At 47.7% G+C, this 25,487-nt stretch carries 22 protein-coding genes; 20 read left to right on the forward strand and 2 right to left on the reverse strand.

The features are described 5' to 3' along the window. Positions 1-9: 9 nt before the first annotated feature. Entirely contained in the window at positions 10-873 is an 864-nt protein-coding gene (locus J2T16_RS12130) for a PHP domain-containing protein (protein WP_221789053.1), read from the forward strand. A 22-nt stretch (positions 874-895) separates the two neighbouring features. Here J2T16_RS12130 and J2T16_RS12135 read toward each other — a convergent pair whose 3' ends face one another. Next, a complete protein-coding gene (locus tag J2T16_RS12135; protein ID WP_221789054.1) occupies positions 896-1,339 on the reverse strand; it encodes a GNAT family N-acetyltransferase in 444 nt (147 codons plus the stop codon). Positions 1,340-1,553: 214 nt separating this feature from the next. Beyond that, entirely contained in the window at positions 1,554-3,359 is a 1,806-nt protein-coding gene (locus J2T16_RS12140) for an Rqc2 family fibronectin-binding protein (protein ID WP_336120337.1), read from the reverse strand. Between the two features lie 346 nt (positions 3,360-3,705). Here J2T16_RS12140 and J2T16_RS12145 point away from each other — a divergent pair, with 346 nt between their 5' ends. The 19 genes from J2T16_RS12145 (at position 3,706) to spoVM (ending at position 25,434) form a co-directional block, all read left to right on the forward strand. Next, positions 3,706-6,564, forward strand: coding sequence for a calcium-translocating P-type ATPase, SERCA-type (locus J2T16_RS12145; RefSeq protein ID WP_090923648.1), 2,859 nt, complete (start codon positions 3,706-3,708; stop codon positions 6,562-6,564). Between the two features lie 176 nt (positions 6,565-6,740). Beyond that, complete coding sequence (gene dapF / locus J2T16_RS12150; protein WP_090923647.1) at positions 6,741-7,574, forward strand: diaminopimelate epimerase; 834 nt, start codon at positions 6,741-6,743, stop codon at positions 7,572-7,574. 235 nt (positions 7,575-7,809) lie between these two features. Beyond that, complete coding sequence (locus J2T16_RS12155; RefSeq protein ID WP_336120336.1) at positions 7,810-9,699, forward strand: bifunctional homocysteine S-methyltransferase/methylenetetrahydrofolate reductase; 1,890 nt, start codon at positions 7,810-7,812, stop codon at positions 9,697-9,699. A gap of 19 nt (positions 9,700-9,718) precedes the next feature. Next, positions 9,719-10,618 (forward strand): YicC/YloC family endoribonuclease, encoded by a 900-nt coding sequence (locus tag J2T16_RS12160; RefSeq protein WP_090923645.1) that lies wholly within the window; start codon positions 9,719-9,721, stop codon positions 10,616-10,618. Positions 10,619-10,669: 51 nt separating this feature from the next. Further along, complete coding sequence (gene remA / locus J2T16_RS12165; RefSeq protein ID WP_006209218.1) at positions 10,670-10,930, forward strand: extracellular matrix/biofilm regulator RemA; 261 nt, start codon at positions 10,670-10,672, stop codon at positions 10,928-10,930. 13 nt (positions 10,931-10,943) lie between these two features. Next, positions 10,944-11,516 (forward strand): guanylate kinase, encoded by a 573-nt coding sequence (gene gmk / locus J2T16_RS12170; protein WP_154888312.1) that lies wholly within the window; start codon positions 10,944-10,946, stop codon positions 11,514-11,516. Positions 11,517-11,679: 163 nt separating this feature from the next. Then, a complete protein-coding gene (gene rpoZ / locus J2T16_RS12175; RefSeq protein ID WP_090923643.1) occupies positions 11,680-11,892 on the forward strand; it encodes a DNA-directed RNA polymerase subunit omega in 213 nt (70 codons plus the stop codon). A 153-nt stretch (positions 11,893-12,045) separates the two neighbouring features. Next, complete coding sequence (gene coaBC / locus J2T16_RS12180) at positions 12,046-13,359, forward strand: bifunctional phosphopantothenoylcysteine decarboxylase/phosphopantothenate--cysteine ligase CoaBC (protein WP_154888314.1); 1,314 nt, start codon at positions 12,046-12,048, stop codon at positions 13,357-13,359. Positions 13,360-13,362: 3 nt separating this feature from the next. After that, the gene (gene priA, locus J2T16_RS12185) at positions 13,363-15,912 is read left to right on the forward strand and encodes a primosomal protein N' (RefSeq protein WP_499018397.1); all 2,550 of its coding nucleotides are present in this window, start codon (positions 13,363-13,365) and stop codon (positions 15,910-15,912) included. Between the two features lie 126 nt (positions 15,913-16,038). Then, positions 16,039-16,527: a peptide deformylase gene (gene def / locus J2T16_RS12190; protein WP_090923640.1), complete on the forward strand. Its 489-nt coding sequence runs from the start codon at positions 16,039-16,041 to the stop codon at positions 16,525-16,527. Positions 16,528-16,539: 12 nt separating this feature from the next. Continuing rightward, positions 16,540-17,499: a methionyl-tRNA formyltransferase gene (fmt, locus tag J2T16_RS12195; RefSeq protein ID WP_336120332.1), complete on the forward strand. Its 960-nt coding sequence runs from the start codon at positions 16,540-16,542 to the stop codon at positions 17,497-17,499. Further along, the gene (gene rsmB / locus J2T16_RS12200; protein ID WP_221789057.1) at positions 17,496-18,992 is read left to right on the forward strand and encodes a 16S rRNA (cytosine(967)-C(5))-methyltransferase RsmB; all 1,497 of its coding nucleotides are present in this window, start codon (positions 17,496-17,498) and stop codon (positions 18,990-18,992) included. The genes fmt and rsmB overlap by 4 nt, the downstream gene beginning before the upstream one ends. Before the next feature lie 270 nt (positions 18,993-19,262). Further along, positions 19,263-20,303 (forward strand): dual-specificity RNA methyltransferase RlmN, encoded by a 1,041-nt coding sequence (rlmN, locus tag J2T16_RS12205; RefSeq protein WP_090923780.1) that lies wholly within the window; start codon positions 19,263-19,265, stop codon positions 20,301-20,303. 7 nt (positions 20,304-20,310) lie between these two features. Then, entirely contained in the window at positions 20,311-21,087 is a 777-nt protein-coding gene (locus tag J2T16_RS12210) for a Stp1/IreP family PP2C-type Ser/Thr phosphatase (protein ID WP_336120331.1), read from the forward strand. Further along, positions 21,084-23,294 (forward strand): Stk1 family PASTA domain-containing Ser/Thr kinase, encoded by a 2,211-nt coding sequence (gene pknB / locus J2T16_RS12215; protein WP_336120330.1) that lies wholly within the window; start codon positions 21,084-21,086, stop codon positions 23,292-23,294. Before J2T16_RS12210 ends, pknB begins: the two co-directional genes overlap by 4 nt. A gap of 60 nt (positions 23,295-23,354) precedes the next feature. Further along, positions 23,355-24,272 (forward strand): ribosome small subunit-dependent GTPase A, encoded by a 918-nt coding sequence (gene rsgA / locus J2T16_RS12220; RefSeq protein ID WP_221789059.1) that lies wholly within the window; start codon positions 23,355-23,357, stop codon positions 24,270-24,272. A 1-nt stretch (position 24,273) separates the two neighbouring features. Beyond that, positions 24,274-24,933, forward strand: a complete 660-nt coding sequence (gene rpe, locus J2T16_RS12225) for a ribulose-phosphate 3-epimerase (protein ID WP_090923634.1) — start codon at positions 24,274-24,276, stop codon at positions 24,931-24,933. Between the two features lie 3 nt (positions 24,934-24,936). Continuing rightward, complete coding sequence (locus J2T16_RS12230; RefSeq protein ID WP_090923633.1) at positions 24,937-25,188, forward strand: hypothetical protein; 252 nt, start codon at positions 24,937-24,939, stop codon at positions 25,186-25,188. Positions 25,189-25,353: 165 nt separating this feature from the next. Next, the gene (gene spoVM / locus J2T16_RS12235) at positions 25,354-25,434 is read left to right on the forward strand and encodes a stage V sporulation protein SpoVM (protein WP_019424875.1); all 81 of its coding nucleotides are present in this window, start codon (positions 25,354-25,356) and stop codon (positions 25,432-25,434) included. The last annotated feature ends 53 nt before the right edge of the window (positions 25,435-25,487 follow it).

Genomic DNA, 25,487 nt, shown 5'->3' on the forward strand with positions numbered 1-25,487 from the left:
TGGGAGCCAATGGATCAGCATCAAGGACGCTGTGATCTTCATACGCATAGTCAGGCTTCAGATGGGATGCAACCACCGGCTGATAATGTGAAGCTTGCAAAACAGAGAGGACTGGCTGCGGTAGCCTTAACGGATCATGATACGGTAGCAGGTGCAGCCGAAGCGAAGCAAGCGGGAAAAGAGTACGGTATCGATGTTATAGCTGGAGTTGAAATCAGCACGCGGGCTGGTGGTAAAGATATTCATGTGCTCGGTTATTACGTGAATACGGAGGATGAGTTATTTCTGCAACGGTTGCGCGGATTGAGAGAAGCGCGGGAGGAACGGAATCATCTGATTATTGGCAAGCTCCAGCAACTAGGATTGGATATAAGCTGGCAGGAAGTACTGGATGGACTCGGACGACCGTTAGCGCTAGATGAGAGTATTGGTAGACCTCATATGGCTGATGTATTGGTGAAAAAGGGATACGCTACCGACATGCGAGATGCATTTGATCGATATCTTGCTGAAGGCAAGCCTGGCTTCGTATCTGTCCCCCGAGTTACGCCTAAGGATGCTTGTGAGTGGATTAGAGCTGCAGGAGGTGCTGCAGTAATTGCGCATCCGGGTCTCTATAGCGATGATGAATTAGTACGCCGTATTATCACAGAATCCCTTCCGGATGGCATTGAAGTCTTTCATTCAGACCATGGCCCGGAAGAGGAACGTAGATATGCAGAGATGGCTAAAGCTTATAATCTTATAGTGACCGGCGGATCAGATTACCATGGCGAACGACAAGGCGTTGTTTTTCATGGAGATCTGGGTAGCAAGACGGTACCTTTTGATGTGCTCGAAAGACTGCAGGCGGCTTCACACAGCAAGAGATAACATCATTAGGATGTGTTTATCCTTAAATTGAATAGTTAACCCAATCGCCACGTTTAGCTCCAAGCCGATCGAATAATTGTTGCGCACGCTCGTTAGTCATGGCTGTAATCCATGACATATATGCACATCCATGTTCATGCGTGTATTGCTGACAGCGTGCGAATAAATTGGCTTCGGTTTCTCCTTCTCTGAATGCTTCCGTGACAAAAAGGTCATTCATAATCGTTACACGTTCTGCTTTCATCGTACTGTACGTGAAAAACAACGTAGCGAATCCAATCAACTTTCCGTCCTCTTCTGCTACAAATTGAGCGCCGATCTGCTGCTCCAGCAGGTTGTTAATCAAAAGTTCGATTGCTTGGTCACCTGGCCACGGATTATTGTAGAAACCTACGACGTAGTCATGCATCAATACTGTCAGTTGTTTCAGATCTTCCGAGCGAGTTTCTCTGATATGAATCGGCATAGTACACATCCTTCTTTTATGTTTTATGTATTCATTGAATTAATACGGAGTTATTATACGGTAATGTGAATAAATATACAATAAAATTAATAAATGGAGTGACATGTGTTACTTTTCTAAACATATATGGTAACCAAAAAAATCCCTTCAGCCTTAGCTGGCAGGGGATTTTTTTGGTTATCGTTACATCTCATCCTATAAGATAAGTGGCAGCTTATCCATTTTTTATCGTGGATGGTAAGCTTTTAATTAATTCATCGTTTGGTGTTACAAACAGAGTTTTCTGATGGTCGTATATGACAAATCCGGGTTTTGCACCACTTGGTTTGCGAACGTGACGGATATACGTGTAATCCACAGGCACACTGCTTGATTCCTTTGCTTGGCTGAAATAAGCGGCGAGTTGAGCGGCTTCCTCCAGCGTAGCTTCACCAAAATCAGTGCTGCGAATAACGACATGGGAACCCGGAATGTCCTTAGTGTGCAGCCAAGTATCATTAGCTGATGCCAGGCGATTGGTCACGTACTCGTTCTGTAGATTGTTTTTGCCGACCAGAATGTCAATTCCCTCTGATGAAGTGAACTGATGCACAGTTGGACGATCATTTTTCTTCTTTTTCTTGCCTTTTTTGTTCCGATCACGCAGATAACCTTGCTGTACAAGTTCGTCTCGAATTTCTTCGATATCGTTCATGGAGGCGATGGAGAGCTGCTGAAGCAGATTATCCAGATAGGCGATTTCATCCTTGGTTTTACCAAGTTGCTCGTGAATGACAGCCAGACTGTTTTTATATTTGTTATAACGTTTGAAGTAACGCTGAGCATTATCAGAAGGTGTGAGCAGTGGATCAAGCTGAATCGTAATGTTGCCCTGATCTTCATCGTAGAAGTTAATCAGCTCTACACTCTTATCACCCTTGTTGACCAAGTGCAGGGATGCGAATAACAACTCGCCCCATAGTCTGTACTTGTCCGCATCGTCGGCTTCAAGCAAGTCTTTGTTAAGATTATCGAGCTTTTTAATGTTTTTGCTACGCTCATTCTGCAGGAACCGGAGCAGATCGCTTACTCTTTGTTTAACGGTATCTCGCTCGGCCTTGTCCCCGTAGTAATCCTCCATACATTTGCTCATCGTATCGTACGTTTTTTCCTGATCCTGAATGCTCTCTAGTCGAATAGCGGAAAAGATCATTTTGCCTTTGGCGTTCAGCCCTGTTACAGGGGTGTACTGATGTTCTTTTACAGATTCGATGACTGACTTAAAAGCAGTCCAAAGTGCTCCTGCTTCCATGCGATCTGAATCGGAACCTGTTCGCGTTGCAATCTCACCTGCAATCAGCGGACTCATCCCACTAAAAGCATTGACGAGCCAACGTGAGGCGTCTGCTTTTGTTTCTATAGCCGTTTTAGTTGTGTCCGTTTGTGATCCAGCTTCATTTTCGTCTGCATCTACATTTGCTGCAGTAGCAATCTTCTGCTCAAACTCGTTTTGGGATACCTCTAACGGATTGCTTTTATGTTGCTCTGGCGGTGCAGTATAGGAAAAACCAGGCATAACCACACGATAACTACTGATTGATGGTGTGACATGGTGAATCCCGTCTAATATCGCATCCGTCGTAGGATCAAGCAAAATGATGTTACTGTGACGTCCCATCAGTTCGATAATGATTCGTTTGACCGAAACATCTCCAAGCTCGTCCCGCTGACGCACATCGATATGAATGATCCGTTCCATTCCAATCTGACGGATATTCTCAATGATAGCCCCTTCGCAGTGTTTCCGCATCAGCATGCAAAACATCGGTGCCTCTGTCGGATTCAAAAATGTTTTCTCTGTAAAATGTACACGCGGATATGTCGGGCTTGCCGATACAAGCAGTTTGCTGTTACCGCGCTGAGCGCGCAGGGTAAGCACCACATCATGGCCGTTAGGCTGATGAATTTTGCTAATACGTCCTCCGATACAGCCTTGCAGCTCATGTACGATGGCTCGGGTTACAATACCGTCAAGTGCCATATTGTCCACTTCCTCTCTATCTAGCATCTGAATGAATTCATGCAGAATGCATCATCTATAACGGTTCACAGGCAACCGCAGCCTATGTAATAACATTTTTATACGATGGCTGACTGCATTTTTCCAAATAACGGAGTTGAGCAGTAATCTACGCAGACCTTTATTTTAGCTTATTCTGCCCATGAGGGAAAGGATTCAGCTTCCGGGTGCTATTCACGGACCTGTCCGAATACATATAGAGCAGGTAGTTTGTCCGGCATAGTGTACAGCCTGCCCTAGCAACATGCCGGTGAAACATGTGAGCTTGCATTGCAGATGAAATAGGACTGGGAGGGAATTTTGGAGCATGGAACATACCAAGTGGCATCAATTAAACGACGAAGAGCTTCGTGAAACTCTCGGCGTGAGCCCGCAGGAAGGGTTGACGGACGAAGCGGCAGCAGAGAAGCGGAAAATTGCTGGTTCAAATGAACTGAGCGAGGGACAGCGGATATCCCCGATCACCCTGTTGCTGAATCAGTTTAAGGACTTCATGGTGTTAGTTCTCATGGGAGCGACGCTGGTATCCGGTTTACTTGGAGAGTATCTGGATGCAGTAACGATTGTGGCAATTATTGTATTGAATGCTATTTTGGGATTTGTACAGGAGTTCCGGGCAGAACGTTCTCTTCGAGCACTGAAGCAGTTGTCGGCTCCTGCCGCCAAAGTACTCAGGTCGGGACAGGAGGTACATCTTGCGGCCAAACAATTGGTACCGGGAGATGTTATCATGGTGGAAAGTGGTGACCGCATTCCTGCGGATGTGCGCTGGCTGGAAACCAACAGCCTCGATGTAGAGGAGTCGGCACTCACCGGAGAATCCGTGCCTGTCAGCAAACATTGCAGACCTATAGCTAGTGACGATGTTCCTTTAGGGGATCAAAAAAACATCGGTTTTATGGGCACTATGGTCACACGCGGTACAGCCAAGGGAGTTGTCATTCGGACGGGGATGGACACCGAGATGGGGAAAATCGCTGATCTGATCCAAAATACGGAGGAGCAGGAGACTCCGCTACAGCACAGACTCGAGCAGTTAGGCAAAATTCTGATCTTTGTTGCACTTGGATTAACGGTGATGGTCGTAGTCGCAGGTATCCTTCATGGACAACCCGCAGTAGGCATGTTCCTGGCAGGTGTCAGTCTCGCCGTGGCAGCCATACCGGAAGGATTGCCGGCTATCGTTACGATTGCACTGGCGTTAGGTGTCCAGCGGATGATCAAACGTAAGGCCATCGTACGTAAGCTGCCATCTGTAGAAACGTTAGGTTGCGCGTCGGTGATCTGCTCGGATAAGACAGGTACACTGACACAGAACAAAATGACGGTAACGAACGTGTGGCTTGAAGGGCGCAGCATTAAGGTGACTGGAGACGGTTATGCACCAGAAGGTCATATGTTGGAAAATGATCGAATACTCGACCTGAAAAATGATCAGTCCTTACGAAGAATGCTACAGATCAGTGCACTTTGTAACAATGCCAGTATTGTCGAGACGATTGTAAACGATCCAGCCAGCAAGAAAAAGAGTAAAGAGTCCAAAAAAGAGAGCAAGAAAGGCCGGAAGAACGGCCAGCAGGAGGAAGAGCAAGTTAGTGCTAACCAAGTGCTCTGGGAGTTAAAAGGGGACCCGACAGAGGGTGCACTTGTAGCCATGGCTTCTAAAATGGGTCTTACTCCTGCAGGACTCAAGGAATTATACGATCGAGAGCAGGAATTCCCGTTCGACTCCGAGCGAAAACGGATGTCTGTTATGATCAAACATCAAGGTGGGCGTATGGTGTATACCAAAGGGGCACCTGATGTATTGATTGAGCATTGCAGTTATATTTTGTGGGAAGGCAAGGTGGTTCCGTTCACCGGGACTCTGCGCCAGAAAGTGATGGCTGCCAACGAAAGTATGGCTGGTAACGCTCTGCGAGTTCTTGGTATGGCCTATCGTGAAGTCAAGCCGAAGGAACATGTGGCTGACGAGCATGCAGCTGAAAGCCAGCTTGTATTTGTTGGGCTTGCTGGCATGATCGATCCACCTCGCCGTGAAGTTCGTGATGCCATTGCGACATGCCGCAAAGCGGGCATCCGGACAGTGATGATCACGGGAGATCATGGAACAACAGCGGAAGCGATCGCTCATCAGCTGGGTATTCTCCCGCGCGGAGGAGCATCGTTAAGCGGGCAGCAACTGGCAGGCATGACGGATGAACAATTGGATAAAACGGTCAATGATATCTATGTGTTCTCCAGAGTCTCGCCTGAGCACAAATTGCGTATCGTCAAATCGTTGCAGCGCAAAGGACACGTTGTCGCGATGACTGGGGACGGCGTCAACGATGCACCTGCGATCAAGGCTGCGGATATCGGGATTGCCATGGGCATCACGGGAACGGATGTGACAAAGGAAGCTTCATCTCTCATTTTGAGTGATGATAATTTCTCCACCATTGTGGCGGCTATTGAAGAAGGGCGTAACATCTATGAGAACATTCGCAAGTTTATCCGTTATTTGCTGGCTTCGAATGTCGGCGAGATTTTAACGATGTTCTTTGCCATGATGATGGGCTTGCCGTTGCCACTCGTGCCAATCCAGATTCTATGGGTAAACCTGGTGACCGATGGTTTGCCAGCGATGGCGCTCGGGGTGGATCAGGCGGAAAAAGATTTGATGGAGCACAAACCTCGCGGCGCAAAGGAAAATATTTTTGCACGCAGGCTGGGCTGGAAAATCATAAGTCGCGGTGTATTGATCGGACTATGTACGCTCGGTGCCTTCTGGTTGACACTTCAGGCCGCACCGGATCATCCTGGTCAGCTACTCAAAGCTCAGTCCGTCGCTTTTGCTACATTGGTGCTCGCCCAGTTGATTCATGTGTTTGACTGCCGAAGTTCCCGTTCGATCTTCCACCGCAATCCGTTGCAGAATAAATATCTCGTTCTGGCTGTTATCTCATCGGTTGTGCTGATGCTGGTGGTAATGTATGTGGAGCCGTTGCAACCCATCTTCAAAACGGTACCTCTCGGTCTGCGAGAATGGGCTATCTGTATCGTAGCCGCAGGCATTCCAACATTCCTTATGGGGGCTGGCAGTGTCTGGGGTGGTCGTCGGAATCGTCGCCGCATGGGCGGTCCTGGACGCTTCGTACCGAAAAGTACAAAGTTTTCAGCATAAAATCAATAGCTTTTAATATCTCGTTTCGATATGCTATCCTCAAAATGATTCAAAGCGAAAGCTTTGATATTTTGCAGGATAGCTTTTTTTGTATGCTTTGTGCGCATGATATGAAGATTAGCTATAAATAAACTATAAAGCTTTGGCGGAAGACTGCCAAAAGGAGTGGGCAAGATATGGAATTTACGAAAATGCACGGACTAGGCAACGACTTTATCGTTGTATTTGGTGAAAAACAGCTTCCAGCAGATGCGGCTGAACTTGCGGTAAAATGGTGCAATCGGTTCTTCGGTATCGGAGCAGATGGTCTGGTTTATATACTGCCTTCGGAGAAGGCGGATTTTCAGATGCGCATCATGAACTCGGACGGTTCTGAAGCGGAGCAATGCGGCAACGCGATCCGTTGTGTGTCCAAGTATGTATATGACCATGGGCATGTTGATCGCGAGCAAATTACGATTGAAACGATTGGTGCAGGGGTTCAACCTGTAACTCTTAATATCCGGGATGGCAAGGTAGAGACCGTAAGGGTAGACATGGGCGAGCCGATTCTGGATGGTCTTCAAGTACCTACCACAGTGGATGCGAATCCGGTGGTCAATCACAACATTGAAGCGAATGGACATGCATTCAAATTCACAGCGGTGTCTATGGGCAACCCTCACGCGGTCATCTATGTCGATGATGCGGTGAATTTTGATCTGACAACATGGGGGCCATTGCTTGAGGTTCACCCGATGTTCCCGAAAAAAATTAATGTTGAATTCGCAACGGTACGCGACCGCGGATATGTAGACATGCGTGTATGGGAGCGTGGCGCTGGTCCGACACTGGCTTGCGGAACAGGCGCTTGTGCAACGCTGGTATCCTCTGTACTGAATGGTCATACAGATCGTACTGCTGTAATTAGCCTTAAAGGCGGGGATCTGAACATTGAGTGGAACGAGGCGGATAACCACGTCTATATGACGGGACCAGCCGAAGTTGTTTTCAAAGGATTTACTTCATAGTTTCTTGAAAAAAGTAGAGGGTTACACGGAAGAGGCCTGCAGGGCCTCTTTTTTTATCCAAATTAGACAAGATGTTACATGCTGTCCGGTCATCAAGGACGAATTCAGCACATATTTCGCAGGAATGTCCACTGGAGTCGGACATACAGTAAATACCTGTGTTTTTCTTCGTTTTTAAGCATTTTTTGTGTTACATTAGTATGAAAACGATCACAGTCAGGCGGGGGGAAACGGGATGAAGGCAGATTTACGTACAGCGATGAAGCAACGTGTCCTTGTTGGGGATGGGGCCATGGGGACATTTCTATATCAAATGGGATTTCCGGTAGGGATATCTTATGAAGAGTTGAACTTAATTTCACCTGAAGTTGTGGCTGATGTGCATCGTCGTTATCGTGATGCAGGCACGGATATATTCGAGACCAATACGTACTCGGCTAACTTTGACAAGTTGTCTAAATTTGGGCTAGAGTCCAAAGTGGAGGATGTGAACCGTGCGGGCGTACGCATCGCGAAAGAAGTGGCAGGGGCAGAGGGCTACGTTCTGGGTGCAGTAGGTTCGATTCGCGGCGGCAAACGGACAAATGTGTCTACTAGTGAATTGAAACGCTTCTATCAACAGCAGATTTTTGCGTTACTAGACGAAGGCGTAGATGGCATCTTGCTTGAAACGTTCTATGATATCGAAGAGATGGATATCGCTCTTTTGCAGGCCCGCAAGCTGAGCGACCTGCCTGTGATTGGACAATTCGCGGTAGAGGATGTAGGCCATACGCTGGACGGTTACACAATGCCTGAAGCATTTCGTATCATGCGCGAACAGGGGGCTGACGTCATCGGTTTCAATTGCAGGTCTGGTCCGAACGGGATCATGCGTGCGATGGAAACCGTTTCTGGACGTATCGGTGTTCCGATGTCCGTATATCCGAATGCGGGTGCGGCGGACTATGTGGATGGTCAGTTCCGTTACGGTGCAACACCAGAGTACTTTGGTCAGACTGCAATACAGTTTGCGGATCTTGGTGCACGTATTATCGGCGGTTGCTGCGGTACAACGCCGGATCACATCACTGCGATTAAAGAAGCGCTTGCGGATTACGTACCTCAGCCGATTGCTGAACCTGATCCTGCCGAGATTACGTCACGCATTGTACTTCATGAGAATGTGGATGAACGCGCAGGACGAGGGGGCCAGCCAACCATTGTTGATCTGGTCAAACAACGCCACACGGTCATTGTAGAGCTTGATCCCCCGCGTGATTTGGATATTGCCAAGTTTATGAAGGGTGCCGAAACACTGAAAGCGGCAGGAGCGGATGCCCTTACGCTTGCTGACAACTCCCTTGCTGTAACACGTATGAGTAATATGGCACTCGGACATCTGGTGCAGGATCGCACAGGACTTCGTGCACTTGTGCATATTGCCTGCCGTGACCGTAACTTGATCGGAACTCAATCCCATATGATGGGATTCGATGCACTCGGCATTAACCATGTGCTTGCCGTTACGGGCGACCCTGCAAGGTTTGGTGACTTGCCTGGTTCAAGCTCCGTGTACGATTTGACATCGTTTGAAATCATAAGAATGATTAAACAACTGAATGATGGTGTAGCCTTTTCGGGTAAACCGTTGAAACAGAAAGCCGGCTTTGTTATTGGAGCGGCCTTCAACCCGAACGTGAAACATCTGGACAAAGCGGTACAAAGGCTTGAGAAGAAAATTGCCTCCGGGGCAGACTATATTATGACTCAGCCGGTGTATGATCCGGAATTGATCGTGGCGATGCGTGAGGCAACCAAACATCTGGACATTCCTATTTTTGTCGGTATTATGCCACTCGCAAGCGGCCGAAACGCAGAGTATCTGCACAATGAGGTTCCAGGTATCCAGCTTTCCGATGAAGTGCGTTCACGGATGGCAGGACTGGAAGGTGAAGAGGGGCGTGCCATGGGAGTGACGATTGCAAAAGAGCTACTGGATGTAGCTACAGAGCACTTCAAGGGCATCTATCTGATGACTCCGTTTATGTTCTATGGCATGACGGCAGAACTGACTCAATACGTCTGGGAGAAATCGGAGCATCAATGTCCTACTTGTTTCAACCCTAATAATCAATTACAATAGTAAAACGGATGTGATGCCGATGTCATTCAGTATGACCGGATACGGTCAATCCGCCTTTCATTTTGGCGGCTACAAGGTACAATTGGAGATCAAATCAGTCAATCATCGTTATTGCGAAGTGATGATGCGTCTGCCTAGAGAGTGGACGTATTATGAAGATGGTTTGAGAAAGATCGTACAGGGCCGCTTGAAGCGTGGGCGGATTGATGTTTATGTAATGAAAGAAAAAGAGGAAGACCAGGCTCTCCCCGCTGTTCTGAATGAGCAGGCGGTCAGGGCCTATCTGCAGGCTGCAGAGCGGCTTGAGTCTCAATTTGGAATGCAGGGCAAGCCAAGTATTGTGGATATGCTAGGTTTGCCGGATGTTATGGTTCAACCGGATGGGACAAGCCCCATCCAAGAGGAACAAAAAGACGAGTGGGAGCAGGTTCTGCAGGCTGGGTTGAACGAAGCTCTGTCCAGTTTGGAGCAGATGCGCGCTCGTGAAGGTCTTCATCTGGCCAATGATCTGGAACGGCGGATTACCCGTCTGGAGTCACTACACACCGAGATGCTTGCACTTGCACCCACTGTGGTGAGCGATTACCGCAACAAGTTGAGACAGCGTCTTACGGAGTTGCAGGAGGACGGCTCTTTCCCTTTTGATGAGCATAAATTGGGTATGGAAATCGCAGTCTTTGCTGATCGTTCCAACATTGAAGAGGAGCTTACGCGTTTACTCAGCCACTTTGGACAATGTAGAGAATTGTTGAAGAGCGAGGAATCGGTAGGCCGCAAGTTGGACTTCCTGATTCAGGAGATGAATCGCGAGGTTAATACGATTGGATCAAAAGCCAACCACTTGGCTCTGGTGAACCGTGTTGTCGAGATGAAAGCGGAGCTGGAGAAGATTCGTGAGCAAGCGGCGAACATCGAATGAACGGCTAAATTTCGGCAAAAGAGTCGCATGTATAGGGGGAAGAACCTGATTATGGCAATCAAACTCATTAACATTGGATTCGGTAACATCGTATCGGCGAACCGGATTATATCCATCGTGAGTCCGGAATCGGCGCCGATCAAGAGAATTATACAAGAGGCTAGAGATCGTCACATGCTGATTGATGCAACGTATGGAAGACGTACACGTGCCGTAATTATTACGGATAGTGATCATGTTATTCTGTCTGCAGTTCAGCCTGAAACGGTCGCCCATCGTCTTTCCTCGAAAGATGATGATAACGACGAATAAAATGGAGTGTAATATGTCTAAGGGATTACTGATAGTGTTGTCCGGCCCATCTGGGGTCGGGAAGGGTACAGTATGCAGTGCGTTGCGCCAGCGGGTGCCGAATCTGACTTATTCGGTTTCAGCAACCACTCGTCAGCCACGTTTGGGTGAAGAGCATGGAGTGAACTATTTTTTCCACTCTCATGATGAGTTTTTGAGAATGATTGCCGAGGATCAACTGCTGGAACATGCAGAGTATGTGGGCAATTATTACGGCACTCCGCGTAATTTTGTGGAGAAAACGATCAACGAAGGCCGAGATATTATTCTAGAGATTGAGGTTCAGGGTGCACTTAAAGTGAAGGAGAAATTCCCTGAAGGAATTTTTGTTTTCCTGCTTCCTCCTTCTTTGGATGAGTTGAAGGATCGTATTCAAGGACGGGGCACGGAAAGTCAAGCGACGATTGATCACCGGATGTCTGTAGCAGTCGATGAGATCAATCTGCTCGAGCACTATGACTATGCCGTGGTTAATGATGAGATTGATTCGGCTTGCAAACGAATAGAAAGTATCATTATCGCCGAACATTGTAAGATCAATAAATAATCCCTTTTGCCGCCGCGTACAGCGATATTCATGGGGCAGTTGTCATATCATGTTAAGGTTGAGGTTCATTCTGGACTGCTGCTTCTACGTGAGGACACGCAACATCAGGTTCTGTCCGGCGGCAACTTGTGATTATACTAAAGCAAAGAGGTGTTTTGTTAATATGCTGTATCCTTCAATTGATGAAATGATGAACAAAGTTGACAGCAAGTATTCCCTGGTTGTTGCTGCTTCCCGCCGTGCGAGACAGCTTCGTGAAGGCGAAAAAACAGAGCTGAGAAACGCAAAGTCCCATAAACAAGTTGGCGTTGCTTTGGAAGAGATTTATGGTGATCACCTTGTTGTGATTAAAGGGCAGGACGAAGAAGAAGAGTAAGCCCCAGGGCTGCTCTTCAACTGCATACGGCGATAGCCGAAATCATTTTGACAACCGAAAGGTTGTTATTTTTTTACGAATAAGCCTTGATCATATCGATGAACTAGTATTGAACTTGTATTGATGTCTTAACATTATCGGGGGATATTGAACATGTTGAACGGTAAAAAAATCGTGCTTGGCGTAACAGGGGGCATTGCAGCTTATAAAGCAGCAACATTATGCAGCAAACTGGTGCAAAAGGGAGCGGATGTTCACGTCATCATGACCGCTTCGGCGACACAGTTTATTACCGAATTAACGCTGCAAACGTTGACCCGAAACGCAGTATATACAGATACATTCGATGAACGTGAGCCAGCGGTGGTCTCTCATATTAATCTCGCAGACATGGCTGATTTGGTGCTGGTCGCTCCGGCAACAGCGAATGTCATTGCCAAGATGGCACATGGGATGGCTGACGATATGCTAACTACGACCCTGCTTGCTACTACTGCACCAGTGATGATTGCTCCTGCCATGAATGTGCACATGTATGATCATCCGGCGGTGCAACACAATATGAATCTGCTGGCTGAACGGGGCACATTAATGATTGAACCAGGTGAAGGACTTCTGGCTTGCGGATATGTAGGCAAGGGGCGCCTGGAAGAACCGGAGACTATTGTGGATGTGGTAGAGCGTTTTTTTGCTCAGCGTGATGCGGTATCGGTAAAACCTTCAGAACAGACCTGGTTTACAACTGTTGCACAAGGTGGTGCGCAGCCGGGAACTCAAGAGTCGTTGCACAGCGTGATGTTAGGGCAGGATTCGCTTTTGAAAGGTAAAAGGGTCGTGGTTACCGCTGGCGGTACGATCGAGCGCATTGATCCGGTGCGTTATATTACAAATGATTCATCCGGGAAAATGGGATTTGCCATCGCCGCTGCAGCGCGTGATCTTGGGGCTGATGTGAAGCTTGTTATGGGTAATACACAGGCACAGCCGCCAGAAAATGTAGAGATCATACCCGTACAGTCTGCCCAGGACATGTATGAGGCAGTATCCCGTGAGTGGGATGGTGCGGATATCGTCATTAAGGCAGCCGCTGTCGCGGATTATCGCCCGAAAGAAGTTTACATGGAAAAAATCAAGAAAAAAGGCGACACGTTGTCGCTCGAACTTGTGAAAAATATAGATATTTTGGAGACGCTGGGTAAACGGAAAAACCATCAGTATTTGATTGGTTTTGCTGCCGAGACCCAGTCGCTCGAGATGTATGCACGTGAGAAACTGGAACGGAAAAATTGTGATCTGATCGTAGCCAATGATGTCACCCGTTCGGGAGCAGGATTTGGAACAGACACCAATGCGGTGCATATTTATGACCGTGATGGGTTGGTAGAGGAGCTTGAGCTGATGTCCAAGGAAGAAGTGGCACATCGTTTGCTCCGAATTGCGGCGGAGCGCATTGCCGGGAGGAATTAGAAGATGGAGATTGCCAAGGTCATTGTCGATGTGCCTGTGAAGCAGACCGACCGGCCTTTTGATTATCTGGTGCCCGACTCCATGAAGGAATGGATTGAGGTGGGGAGCAGGGTAGGTGTGCCTTTTGGACATCGCACCGTGCAAGGGTTCGTCGTTGATCTAGTTCCCCGTACGGGAGAAGAATCATTTAAGCTAAAACCTATTCAGGAGTTACTGGATATCGTGCCGCCACTGTCGAAGGATCTGGTGGAACTGGCGGAATGGATGAGCGAGCGATATGCGAGCAATCGGATTTTGTCCTTGCAAGTGATGGTGCCAACAGCGTTGAAAGGAAAAGCGGAGCGCTACATTTCACTAGGAGATGCACTAGATGGACATGTTGGAGGTGAATCTTCTAACGAGGACGTTCTGTTTATGTGGGGAGAGGAATCGACAACCGAGAAGGTGCAGCAGGATATTATTCGTTTTGTCAAAAGCCGGGGGCAGGTTCCGCTGCAACAATTAAGCCGAAAATACCCCAACCATGCAGCCTTGATCAAAAAGCTGTTGCTCGGCGGTGTGCTTTTGGAAAGTCAGGCGATTAAGGATAAGCTAAATAAAAAAACGATGAAGTCCGTGAATCTGGCTGTGGATATCGCTGTCGCGGAAGAAGCGTTGTCTTCGTTCCCGTCAAAAGCACAACGGCAGAAGGAAATTCTTTCTTTTTTGCTGGAGATGAAGGATTTGCTGCCCATGCCTTTGAAGGAAGTATTGTCTACGCTTCAAGTTTCGGCAGCAACGATCAAAGGCCTTGAGGAAAAAGGCTTGGTTGTAACAGAGGACGTGGAAGTATTCCGCGATCCGTATCAGGGCAGACGTTTTAAACCGACAGAACCACTGAAATTGACAGACGAGCAACAAGACGTATACAGCAGTATCAACGGTCGGTTGCAGGAACAGCGTCATGGTGTATTTCTTTTGCATGGTGTTACCGGAAGCGGTAAAACGGAAGTATATCTGCAGACGATTCAACAGTGCATCAATCAGGACAGACAGGCCATCGTGCTGGTACCGGAGATTGCTCTTACTCCACAGATGGTGGAGCGCTTCAAAGGACGTTTTGGTGATCAGGTTGCGGTCATGCACAGTCGTCTTTCCGGCGGTGAACGTTATGATGAATGGCGTAAAATCAGGGAAGGTCAGGTGAAAGTTGCGATTGGTGCCCGCTCTGCGGTATTTGCTCCATTCAGCCGTCTGGGACTGATTATTATGGATGAAGAACATGAGACTTCCTATAAACAGGAAGAAACGCCGAAATACCATGCGCGTGATGTAGCTGTCAAAAGAGCACAACAACATCAGGCCGTGGTGGTTCTGGGTTCGGCTACGCCTTCGTTAGAAAGTTATTATGCTGCGCGTTCGCAAAGCAATGATGATTTTGCTCCTCTCTTGCTTGAAATGCCTACAAGGGCGCTTGGCAACAATCTGCCAGCTGTAAGAATCATCGATATGCGTGAAGAACTGAAGGATGGCAATCGTTCCATGTTCAGCAGAGCGTTACACAAAGGGTTGGAAGAGCGCTTGGAGCGCGGAGAACAGACGGTGCTGCTACTGAATCGGCGCGGATATTCAACCTTTGTGATGTGCCGAAGCTGTGGATATGTGGCGGGCTGTCCTGAATGTGACATCTCTTTGACATATCATCAGCGTTCCAACAATTTACGCTGTCACTATTGCGGGTATGCAGAAGCGGCGCCCGAAACGTGCCCGGATTGTGGAAGTGAGCATATTCGCTACTTTGGTACAGGAACGCAACGGGTTGAAGAGGAACTGGCCAAGCTGTTTCCAGGGATACGGGTAATCCGTATGGATGTGGATACAACAACGGAGAAAGGCGCGCATGAGAAGCTGTTAAAACAGTTTCGGGAGAAAAAAGCCGATGTGTTACTTGGAACCCAGATGGTTGCCAAGGGGCTCGATTTCCCTGATGTGACGCTCGTTGGAGTCATCACCGCGGATTCAGCTCTTAACTTGCCTGATTTCCGTGCTGCCGAGAAAACCTTCCAACTGCTGACACAAGTGGCAGGCCGAGCGGGTCGTCATCAATTACCGGGTGAAGTATTTGTACAGTCTTACACGCCAGAACACTACTCCATTGGACATGCAAGCCAGCATGACTATGTATCCTTTGTGAAGGAGGAATTGCTACATCGGAGAAATTTACAGTATCCGCCATACTGTCGTCTGATTCTGGTAACCTTCTCCCATGAACAACTTCCTGTACTGATTCGATTGGCTGAAAACTATACCCGATTGCTGAAAGAAAAGGCGAATGCTGCTGGATGGCTGGGCAGTCTGGACCGTTTCAGTAACGAAGCCTTTGATGTGCTTGGGCCTGTAGCTTCTCCAATTCCAAGGATCAAGAATAGATACCGATTCCAATGTATGATAAAATGGCGTGGGGATGTGGATGCCATCGGTCTGGCTCTGACAACGGCCCGGCACATGGACGATGATGTTCAGGCCCAGAAGCTGCTCATTAGCCTTGATGTAGATCCGCAGATGTTAATGTAGACATTTTATAGCATTTTGATGCGAAAATGTGGATGTGAACAAGCGGTATAAACATAGATTAAATGAACAACGAAATAGAGATTATTGACTAGAAACTATGATGAGAATTGGGAAGGTGCTTACAACATGTCGATTCGTATTATCGTTAAAGAACCAGATGAGGTGCTTCACAAAAGAGCCAAGGAAGTTACCAAAGTTACACCTAATGTGCAAAAGTTGCTTGATGATATGGCAGACACGATGTACGACGCAGAAGGGGTAGGTCTTGCAGCTCCGCAAGTCGGTATTTTGAAACGTTTGATTGTGATTGATGCAGGAGATGAGCAAGGGCTGATCAAAATGATTAACCCGGAGATCATTTCCAGTGAAGGAGAACAGTTCGGACCCGAAGGATGTCTGAGTATTCCTGGAATTAACGGTGATGTTCGTCGTTTTGAGACAGTGACCGTTAAAGGCCTCGATCGTGAAGGTAAAGAGTTGATTATTACAGGAAGCGGTTTGCTATCCCGTGCGTTTCAGCACGAAATTGACCATTTGGACGGTGTGCTCTTCACAGATATCGCTGAAAAAGTATATGAAATTACCCCAGAGCAAACTGGACCGCGTCGCAATTAAGGAGTGATCGATTTGAATATTGTCTTTATGGGAACACCTGAATTTGCCGTTCCTTCTCTGAATATGTTGATGGCGGAAGGATACCATGTGGTAGGCGTGGTAACACAGCCGGATAAACCGCAGGGAAGAAAAAAAGTGCTTACACCTACACCGGTTAAGGCCGCAGCTGAACGCCACGGTCTGCCGGTGTTTCAGCCTGTCAAACTTCGTGATCCGGAAGCGGTAGCCCGCCTTGCGGAATGGAAACCGGATTTGATCGTCACTGCCGCATTTGGACAGATTCTTCCCAAAGCGGTGTTGGATATGCCGGTTCGCGGCTGTGTGAACGTGCATGGATCTCTTCTGCCTAAATATCGCGGAGGCGCTCCGATACAACGTTCTATCATTAACGGAGAATCCGTCACAGGGGTCACGTTGATGTATATGGCAGAAGGTCTGGATACCGGGGATATGATCTCTCGTGTGGAAGTACCAATCACGGATGAAGATACATCCGGCACGATGTTTGTCAAATTAAGTGAGGCCGGCTCCAAGTTGCTCCAAGCGGAGATGCCACGTCTCATCGCAGGCGAAACGACAGCTGTTCCACAGAATGATGAGGAAGCTTCCTATGCTCGTAATCTGACACGGGAAGACGAGAAGATGGACTGGAATCGTACATCCCGTGAATTGTTCAATCAGATTCGTGGTCTTGTTCCTTTTTCGGGTGCATTCACGATGTGGGATGAACAGGTATTTAAAGTTTGGGCAGCGTGCAATCCAGATCAGGTGGCGAATGAAGCTTCATCTGTTTCCAGTGCTGGACAAGCCGAGCCTGGAACCGTGTTGCAATTGAACAAATCAGGCATAGAAATCAAGACAGGCAATGGTTCTTTGTGGCTGACAGAAGTACAACCCGCTGGCAAAAAAGTAATGCAAGCTGCTGACTTTGCTCGCGGTGGAACATTGAAACCTGGTATGGTGCTGCGATGAGTACTTCAAGATCAGGACATTCTTCAGGAAAAGAACGCAAAGGAGCAGGCAACGGAAACGCAGGAGGCCCCGCGAATCTTCGTCAGACTAGCAAAGGTTCTTCTGCTAAGGGAAGCCAGACTCATGATCGTTCGCAGAAACCGAAGACATCTGCTCGTGCACTCGCTGTCAAGGTACTGAGTGCGGTGGAGCAGGACGGAGCATACAGTAATCTGGAACTGAACCGCCGCCTCAAAGAAGCAGATCTTAGTTCTGCAGATGCAGGACTCGCTACGGAACTGGTGTATGGAACGATTGCAAGGCGAAACACGCTGGATTATTATCTGGAGCGTTTTGTTGCCAAAGGAACAGCAAAGTTACAGCCTTGGGTGCGTAGTTTGCTTCGGATCAGTGCGTATCAATTGATCTACCTGGATCGAATTCCGGAACATGCCGTCGTCAGCGAAGCAGTGAACCTGGCTAAGAAACTTGGTCATCAGGGAATCTCAGGTATGGTTAACGGTGTGCTGCGGAATATGATCCGAAACAAGGAGCAGTTGCATGTTCCCTCGCATCTGCCGGTAGCTGAACGGATCTCACTGGAGCATTCTCACCCGCTGTGGATGGTGGAGCGGTGGATTGCTCAATATGGGGAAGAGACAACTGAGGCCATCTGTCGTGCGAATAATGAACCTCCAGCAGTGAGTATACGTGTGAATACGACGATGACAACACGGGACAAGCTGATGGAGGAGATGGTGAGCTCTGGGGCTGTGGTTGAAGCTTCGCATCTTAGCCCAGATGGCATTCTGGTTCGAAGCGGCGGCAATATGGCTCTAACGTCCTGGTACCGGGATGGACTTTTCTCGGTTCAGGACGAAAGTTCTATGCTGGTCGCTGAAGCCGTAGCGCCGGAAGAGGGACAAAAGGTGCTGGACTGTTGTGCAGCACCTGGCGGCAAGACAGCTCATATAGCAGAGAAAATGCGGGACCGTGGACGCATCATAGCTAACGATGTTCATGCACATAAACGCGAGCTTATTTTGGATCAGGCTGAACGTCTTGGATTAAGCTGCATTGATGCGGTAACCGGGGATGCGCTTGATCTAGACAAGCGATATGCCGAGTCTTCGTTTGACCGGATTTTGCTGGATGCACCTTGCTCAGGTCTAGGAGTCATTCGTCGCAAGCCGGATGTGAAGTGGACTAAATCCTCATCCGACATTGAAGACATCTCCAGTCTGCAACGAGAACTTCTGGATTGTGTTGCGCCATTGCTCAAACCGGGTGGCATTCTGGTATACAGCACTTGTACCATTGAATCGGCAGAGAACGAGGATATGGTAGCGGACTTTTTGGATCGTCATCCAGAGTATAAGGCTATCGAAACATCCGCATGGTCACAGCCAGGAAGCAGGGAATGGAAGGCTGTGAATGGTGGTGTGCAGATTTTGCCACAATACGCTCACAGTGACGGTTTCTACATCGCAAGGTTGACAAGAACGGTCAATTAAACGTTTAATAGAGCACTAAAGGAAGGCCGCCGAGGAAAACCCTCGGCGGATTTCTTTGTGAGAGGCCACTTGGTGATTACTAACTAGTTTATAAAACGATGTCAGGATGCGATGGTAACAGTGAGATGTTATAATGCATGAAGAACGGGTCTCCAGGGTATACATGGATGTAAAGTGCCGTTTGTGATAGAATAGGACGAATGCAGTAAAACGATGGAAAGCAAAAGAAGTGCAAATGAAAAGAAAAAAGGAATAGGTGTTGAAAACAAAATGAAACCTTTTATATACGATTTTTCCCTGGAGCAACTGCAGCAATGGGCTGTGGAGAACGGGGAACCAGCGTTTCGCGGCGGTCAGATCTTTGACTGGATTTATGTGAAACGTGTTAATGATTTTAGTGAAATGACAAATCTCTCCAAGACGCTACGCGAGAAGCTCGCAGAGCAGTTTGAATTCGTAACTCTTAAGGAAATTACGAAGTTCGAGTCCAAGGATGGCACGGTGAAATTCCTATTTGGTCTGCATGATGATCATGCGATTGAAACGGTTATTATGAAACATAACTACGGGAACAGCATCTGTGTAACAACGCAGGTTGGTTGCCGGATTGGTTGTACGTTCTGTGCATCCACGCTCGGGGGACTGAAACGTAACCTGACAGCCGGGGAGATCGTTGCTCAGGTTGTACAGGCTCAGAAAATTCTGGATGAGCGCGGTGAACGCGTCAGCAGCATCGTGATCATGGGTTCGGGTGAACCATTTGAAAACTATGAAGCAACGATGACGTTTTTACGGATTATGATTCACGAAAAAGGTCTGAATATTGGTCAGCGTCATATCACTGTCTCTACAAGTGGAATCGTGCCGAACATCTACAAGTTTGCAGATGAAGACACGCAAATTAATCTGGCCATTTCGATTCACGCACCAAATGATGCCTTGCGTTCGAAACTGATGCCGGTGAACCGTCGTTTCCCATTTGATGATGTGATGGAGTCTCTCCGTTATTATCTGGCCAAGACAGGCCGAAGAATTACGTTTGAGTACGCATTGATCGGCGGTGTGAACGACCAGCCGGAGCATGCGGCAGAACTGGCAAGTGTGCTCAAAAACATGTTATGCCATGTCAACCTGATCCCGGTTAACCATGTGCCTGAGCGCAAATATGTTAGAACATCAAGAAGTGATATTTTTAACTTCCAGAGAATTCTCTCGGAACAGGGAGTTAATGTAACGATTCGCCGTGAACAGGGACATGATATTGCTGCCGCTTGCGGCCAGCTTCGTGCAAAGCATATGGAGTTGAGGTGAGAGCGTTTTGATCAAAACAGTTCATGTGAGCCATATCGGACGAGTACGTTCGGTGAATGAAGATTCAGCCTGGATTCGGAATCTGGATACAGGATATATTCTGGGAATCGTTGCAGACGGCATGGGTGGACATCTTGCTGGTGATACGGCAAGCCGCCTTGCAGTGGAGACGTTGGTACAGGATCTGGCAACACTTGAGCCAGGTTTGTCCCATGCTTCCCTGTCAGCTGCGCTTAGCGATGCGATTCTTCATGCGAATGAAGTCATATTCCGCACAGCATCCACGGACGATAAGTATCATAATATGGGGACGACAGTTGTCGCCGCTCTGTTAAATGATGCGGAAGGTGTGATTGGACATATCGGGGACAGCCGTGCATACAAAATTGCAGGTAAGGAAGTATTCCAGCTGACCGAAGACCACACACTGGTGAATGAATTGTACAAAAATGGTCAGATTAGCAAGGAGGACGTATCTCACCATCCACGTCGCAATGTGCTTACCCGTGCACTTGGCACAGATGCTGAAGTGAAGGTGGATATGGACACTGTTCGATTGGAAGAGGGGGAAGTACTGCTTCTCTGCAGTGACGGACTCAGTAACCTGGTCAGCAATGAGCAGATTATTCAGGTTGCAGGCAATCTTGACCTTCCACTGGAAGATCGTGCAGATCGACTGCTACAGCTGGCATTGCTTGCTGGAGGAGACGATAATATCACTGTCGCTTTATTTGAGCCTCAGCAGCAAGACGCCCCACAAGTGGAAACGGGGTGTGAGTCATGATTGGGCATCAGCTAGGCGGACGCTATGAAGTCATTGAGCGTGTCGGTGGTGGCGGCATGGCTCTGGTTTACAAAGCCCAGGATTTGCTCTTAAACCGAAATGTGGCAATTAAAGTGCTCAGACAACAGTTTGTTCATGATGAAGAGTTTATTCGCCGTTTCCGGAGAGAGGCACAATCAGCTGCATCGCTCTCACATCCGAATGTCGTCAGCATCTATGATGTGGGTCAGGAAGATGACGTTCATTATATTGTTATGGAGTACGTTGAAGGCAAAAATCTAAATGAAATTATTAAGGAACGTGCGCCTTTGCAGGTCGAAGAAGCGGTACACATTGCTTCTCAGATCGCGGATGCACTGGATCACGCCCATCATAATCAGATTATTCACCGGGACATTAAACCGCATAACATATTAATTGGCCGGAATGGCCGGGTAAAAGTAACAGATTTCGGGATCGCGCGTGCTGTTACCTCTACAACGATCACACAGACTGGCTCTGTCGTGGGCTCAGTGCATTATTTCTCACCAGAGCATGCCAAGGGTATTGTGACTGGGGAGAAGTCGGACTTATATTCTCTTGGAATTGTACTTTATCAAATGCTTACAGGACAGCTTCCATTTCTCGGGGAAAGTCCGATTAGTGTAGCCTTGAAACATTTGCAGGAAGAGTTTGATGAACCACGCAAATTCAATCCGCTCATTCCGCAAAGTGTGGAAAATGTCATTCTGAAATCCATGCGTAAAAATCCGCAGGAGCGATATCAATCTGCGAAAGAAATGCAGCATGATCTGGAAACATGTCTCATGCCAGAGCGCCGCAATGAGTCCAAGGTTGATTTTCCGGATGAGGATGACATTGATCAGACGCGCGTAATGCCGGCCATCAAACCGGAACCGCGTGGAATGAAGTCTACTGGAGCAGTACCTGTGATGGAAACAGATCAGGAACAGAACGCAGGTAAACCGAAGCAGAAAAACTGGAAAAAACCAACGCTTATTATATCCTTGACGGTTCTTATTCTGATCGCCATGGTCGGAGTGGTATGGTATGTCAAAGGTATGCTTGTTGTACCTGAGGTAACCGTACCTAATGTAGTTAACCAGACAGAAGAAAAAGCCCGCCAACTGCTGGAAGAACAGGGTTTGGTGGTGAGCAATGAAGTCATTCGACAGTACAAAGAAAATGTAGAACCAGGCATTGTTTTTGATCAGAGCAGGAATGAAGGCGATGTGGTCAAAAAGGGCACTGAGGTTCAGCTGAGTGTTGGTATGGAAAAAGAAATGGTGAAGATGATTGATGTTAAAGGTATTCCATATACAGAGGCCGTCAAAAATTTGACTGCACTCGGTCTTAAGGAAGACCAAATCAAACGTAAGGACGAGTTTTCCAATGAAGTTCCTTCAGGTGAAGTCATTTCTCAGACACCAGGTGTGAACGAAGAATTTGATCCTGAAGCTGTTGAGATTGAGTTAACCGTAAGCAAGGGCACTGAAACGGTCAAAATGCCTGATCTGAAAAATCATACGCGCAGTGAAGCAGAACAGATGCTGAAAGAGAAGGGACTTGTGCTTGGACAGGTACAGGAGGAATCCAGCTACACTGTAGAAAAGGGAAAAGTTACCCAGCAATGGCCTGTGGAAGCAGGAACCGATGTGAATCCTGGCGACAAGATCACGATTTTTATCAGCACAGGATATCCGGATCAGGCTCTGGAGTATTCTTTTAATATCAATGTATCACCAAAAGAAGCAGGGAAAAACAGTAAAATTCGTATCACCTTTGAAGATGCACGCGGCAAAAATCAGGAGTGGGGCACACGTACAATCAATTCCGCTCAAGTCTTGACGATACCGCTTGTACTCGCACCGAATGAAAATGGCGCTGTGTCCGTTTATCGTGATGGTAAATTCCTGGATACGTATGTTGTGTCTTACAGTGAAGCGAAGAACGGTACAGTGAATGTACCTTCCATCGACCCTGAACAGAACACGCAAGCACCGCCAGCCAATACCCCTGATCCAGGGAATGGCGACAATGAAGGCAGCGTAGATAGTGGTCAGGAAAAAGAACCTGACTCCACCCCGGCTGATGGAGAAGGGGATAATCAGGAAGGCGACACTTCAGCAATGAAGACGGATAAAGGTCCAGGCAAGCATAAAGAGGATAAGAAAAAAGGAGTTATCAACGCATCAGGCCGTCCATAAGGACGGCTTATGCTGACGTAAGGAAAGAATATTACTCATCTGAAGGAGGGCGACGGAGCTGTGCCAGAAGGTATCATCGTTAAAGCGTTAAGTGGTTACTACTATGTCATGCCGGTAGAAGACAACGGGGTTCCTTCGGTTGAAGGTTCCGCCGTTCAATGCAGAGCCAGGGGGATTTTTCGCAAAAGAGGCACTTCTCCGCTTGTTGGTGACCGTGTAAGCTACATGCTCACGGAGAATGGGGAAGGAACCGTTGATGAGATTCACAAGCGAGAGACCGAGTTAATTCGTCCGCCGGTGGCAAACGTCAGCTTGGCTGTTTTGCTATTTTCGGTCAAAGAGCCCGATATGAACCTGAATCTCCTGGATAAGTTCCTCGTGCATATTGAGCAAGCTGGACTTGATGCCCTTATCGTGCTGACGAAACAGGATTTGATTGATCCAGAAGCTGAGGATCGGAACATCGTGGCTGAAGTGAAGGCGATGTACGAACAGATAGGCTACGAAGTCATATCAACCAGTTCGCGGACTGGAGAAGGCAGTGAGCTGCTTAGAGAACGCCTTGCGGGCAAGATCAGCGTGTTTTCCGGTCAGTCTGGTGTTGGCAAATCATCGATGCTGAACGCATTGATGCCAGGACTCACCCTAGAGACGAGTGCAATCAGCATGCGTCTTGGGCGCGGTAAACATACGACCAGACATGTGGAACTCATTCCACTCGATAATGGCGGATTTGTTGCGGATACACCGGGATTCAGCCAGTTGGACTTTCTGGAGATTGGTGTGGAGGAATTATCCACATGTTTCCGAGAGTTTGCTCAGTTTGCTGATCAGTGTAAGTTCCGTGGTTGTACACATACGCATGAACCAGGTTGTAAAGTGCTGACAGCCAAGGAGGAAGGTCTGGTCTCCGAAAGTCGATATCAGCATTATGTTCAGTTCCTGACAGAAATGAAAGATAAGAAGCGGAGGTATTAATATGATTAAAATTGCCCCATCAATATTATCGGCTGACTTCGCCAAATTAGGTGCAGAGGTTGCCGAAGCACAAGCAGCAGGCGGAGATTGGATTCATGTTGACGTTATGGACGGGCACTTCGTTCCTAATATTACACTCGGTCCTGCTATTGTTAAGGCCATTGCACCTCATACAACATTGCCGCTTGACGTTCATCTAATGATTGAGAATCCGGAACGGTACGTGGAAGAGTTCGCTAAAGCCGGCGCAGCGGTGATTACAGTTCATGCTGAGGCGTGCGTGCATCTGCACCGTGTCATTCATCTCATTAAAGAGCAGGGAATTATGGCAGGCGTTGCTCTTAATCCTGGTACTCCAGCAAGTGCAATTCAGGAAGTACTGGACGATGTAGATATGGTTCTTGTCATGACGGTGAATCCTGGTTTTGGCGGACAAGCATTTATTTCCGGTACGATGAACAAAATCAAGCAGATTCGTACATGGCTGAACGAAAGAGGACGCCATGACGTACATATCGAGGTAGACGGCGGTATTGCTGCAGATACAGCTCCACTCGTTGTGGAAGCTGGTGCTGATGTTCTGGTCGCTGGTAGTGCCGTATTCGGACGTGAAGACCGCGCTGCTGCCATTGCCGAGATTCGTAGCAGTTACGAGGGTTAATTCATGACTTTTAAAGAGACATTGCTGACAATGGCGGGAAGCATGATTACGGGCTTGGTGCTTGCACTGTTTTCAGTTCTCCAGGCTCCATTTAATGCGCTCACGTCATTAATTGGGGTTGCCGTAGTTATCATGTATTTCCGAAAGTTTGATCGGAAGGGACATCGGATTACTTTTGTCATTTTCAGCATACTGTATTATCTCATGAGTGTTTTTATGATCGCTGTTTATCAGTACATCCCTACTCAAACGTAAATGGGCTGATCTCAGGCTTGTCATTGTGGAATAGGGACAGCAGGTTCCGCATAAATATGGTTACATGAGCAGGTTTCTCATGTAGCCTTTTTTGTCGTGTTTGGGTGAAAAAGGCCTGAAGCATAGGATACGGCGGATGCATGAGCATGATGGGGAGGGTGAAGTATGAAATTTTACACATTCAAACTGCCGAAGTTTTTGGGAGGGTTTGTAAAGGCGATCCTGAATACGTTTCAAAAGAACTGATCTGATTAACAGCACAGTTAGTCGAATACCGCCGTTTTGGCTCCACGCTCATC

Origin of the sequence: Paenibacillus intestini, assembly GCF_030803945.1 — a bacterium.
Classification (GTDB): Bacteria; Bacillota; Bacilli; order Paenibacillales; family Paenibacillaceae; genus Paenibacillus; species Paenibacillus polysaccharolyticus.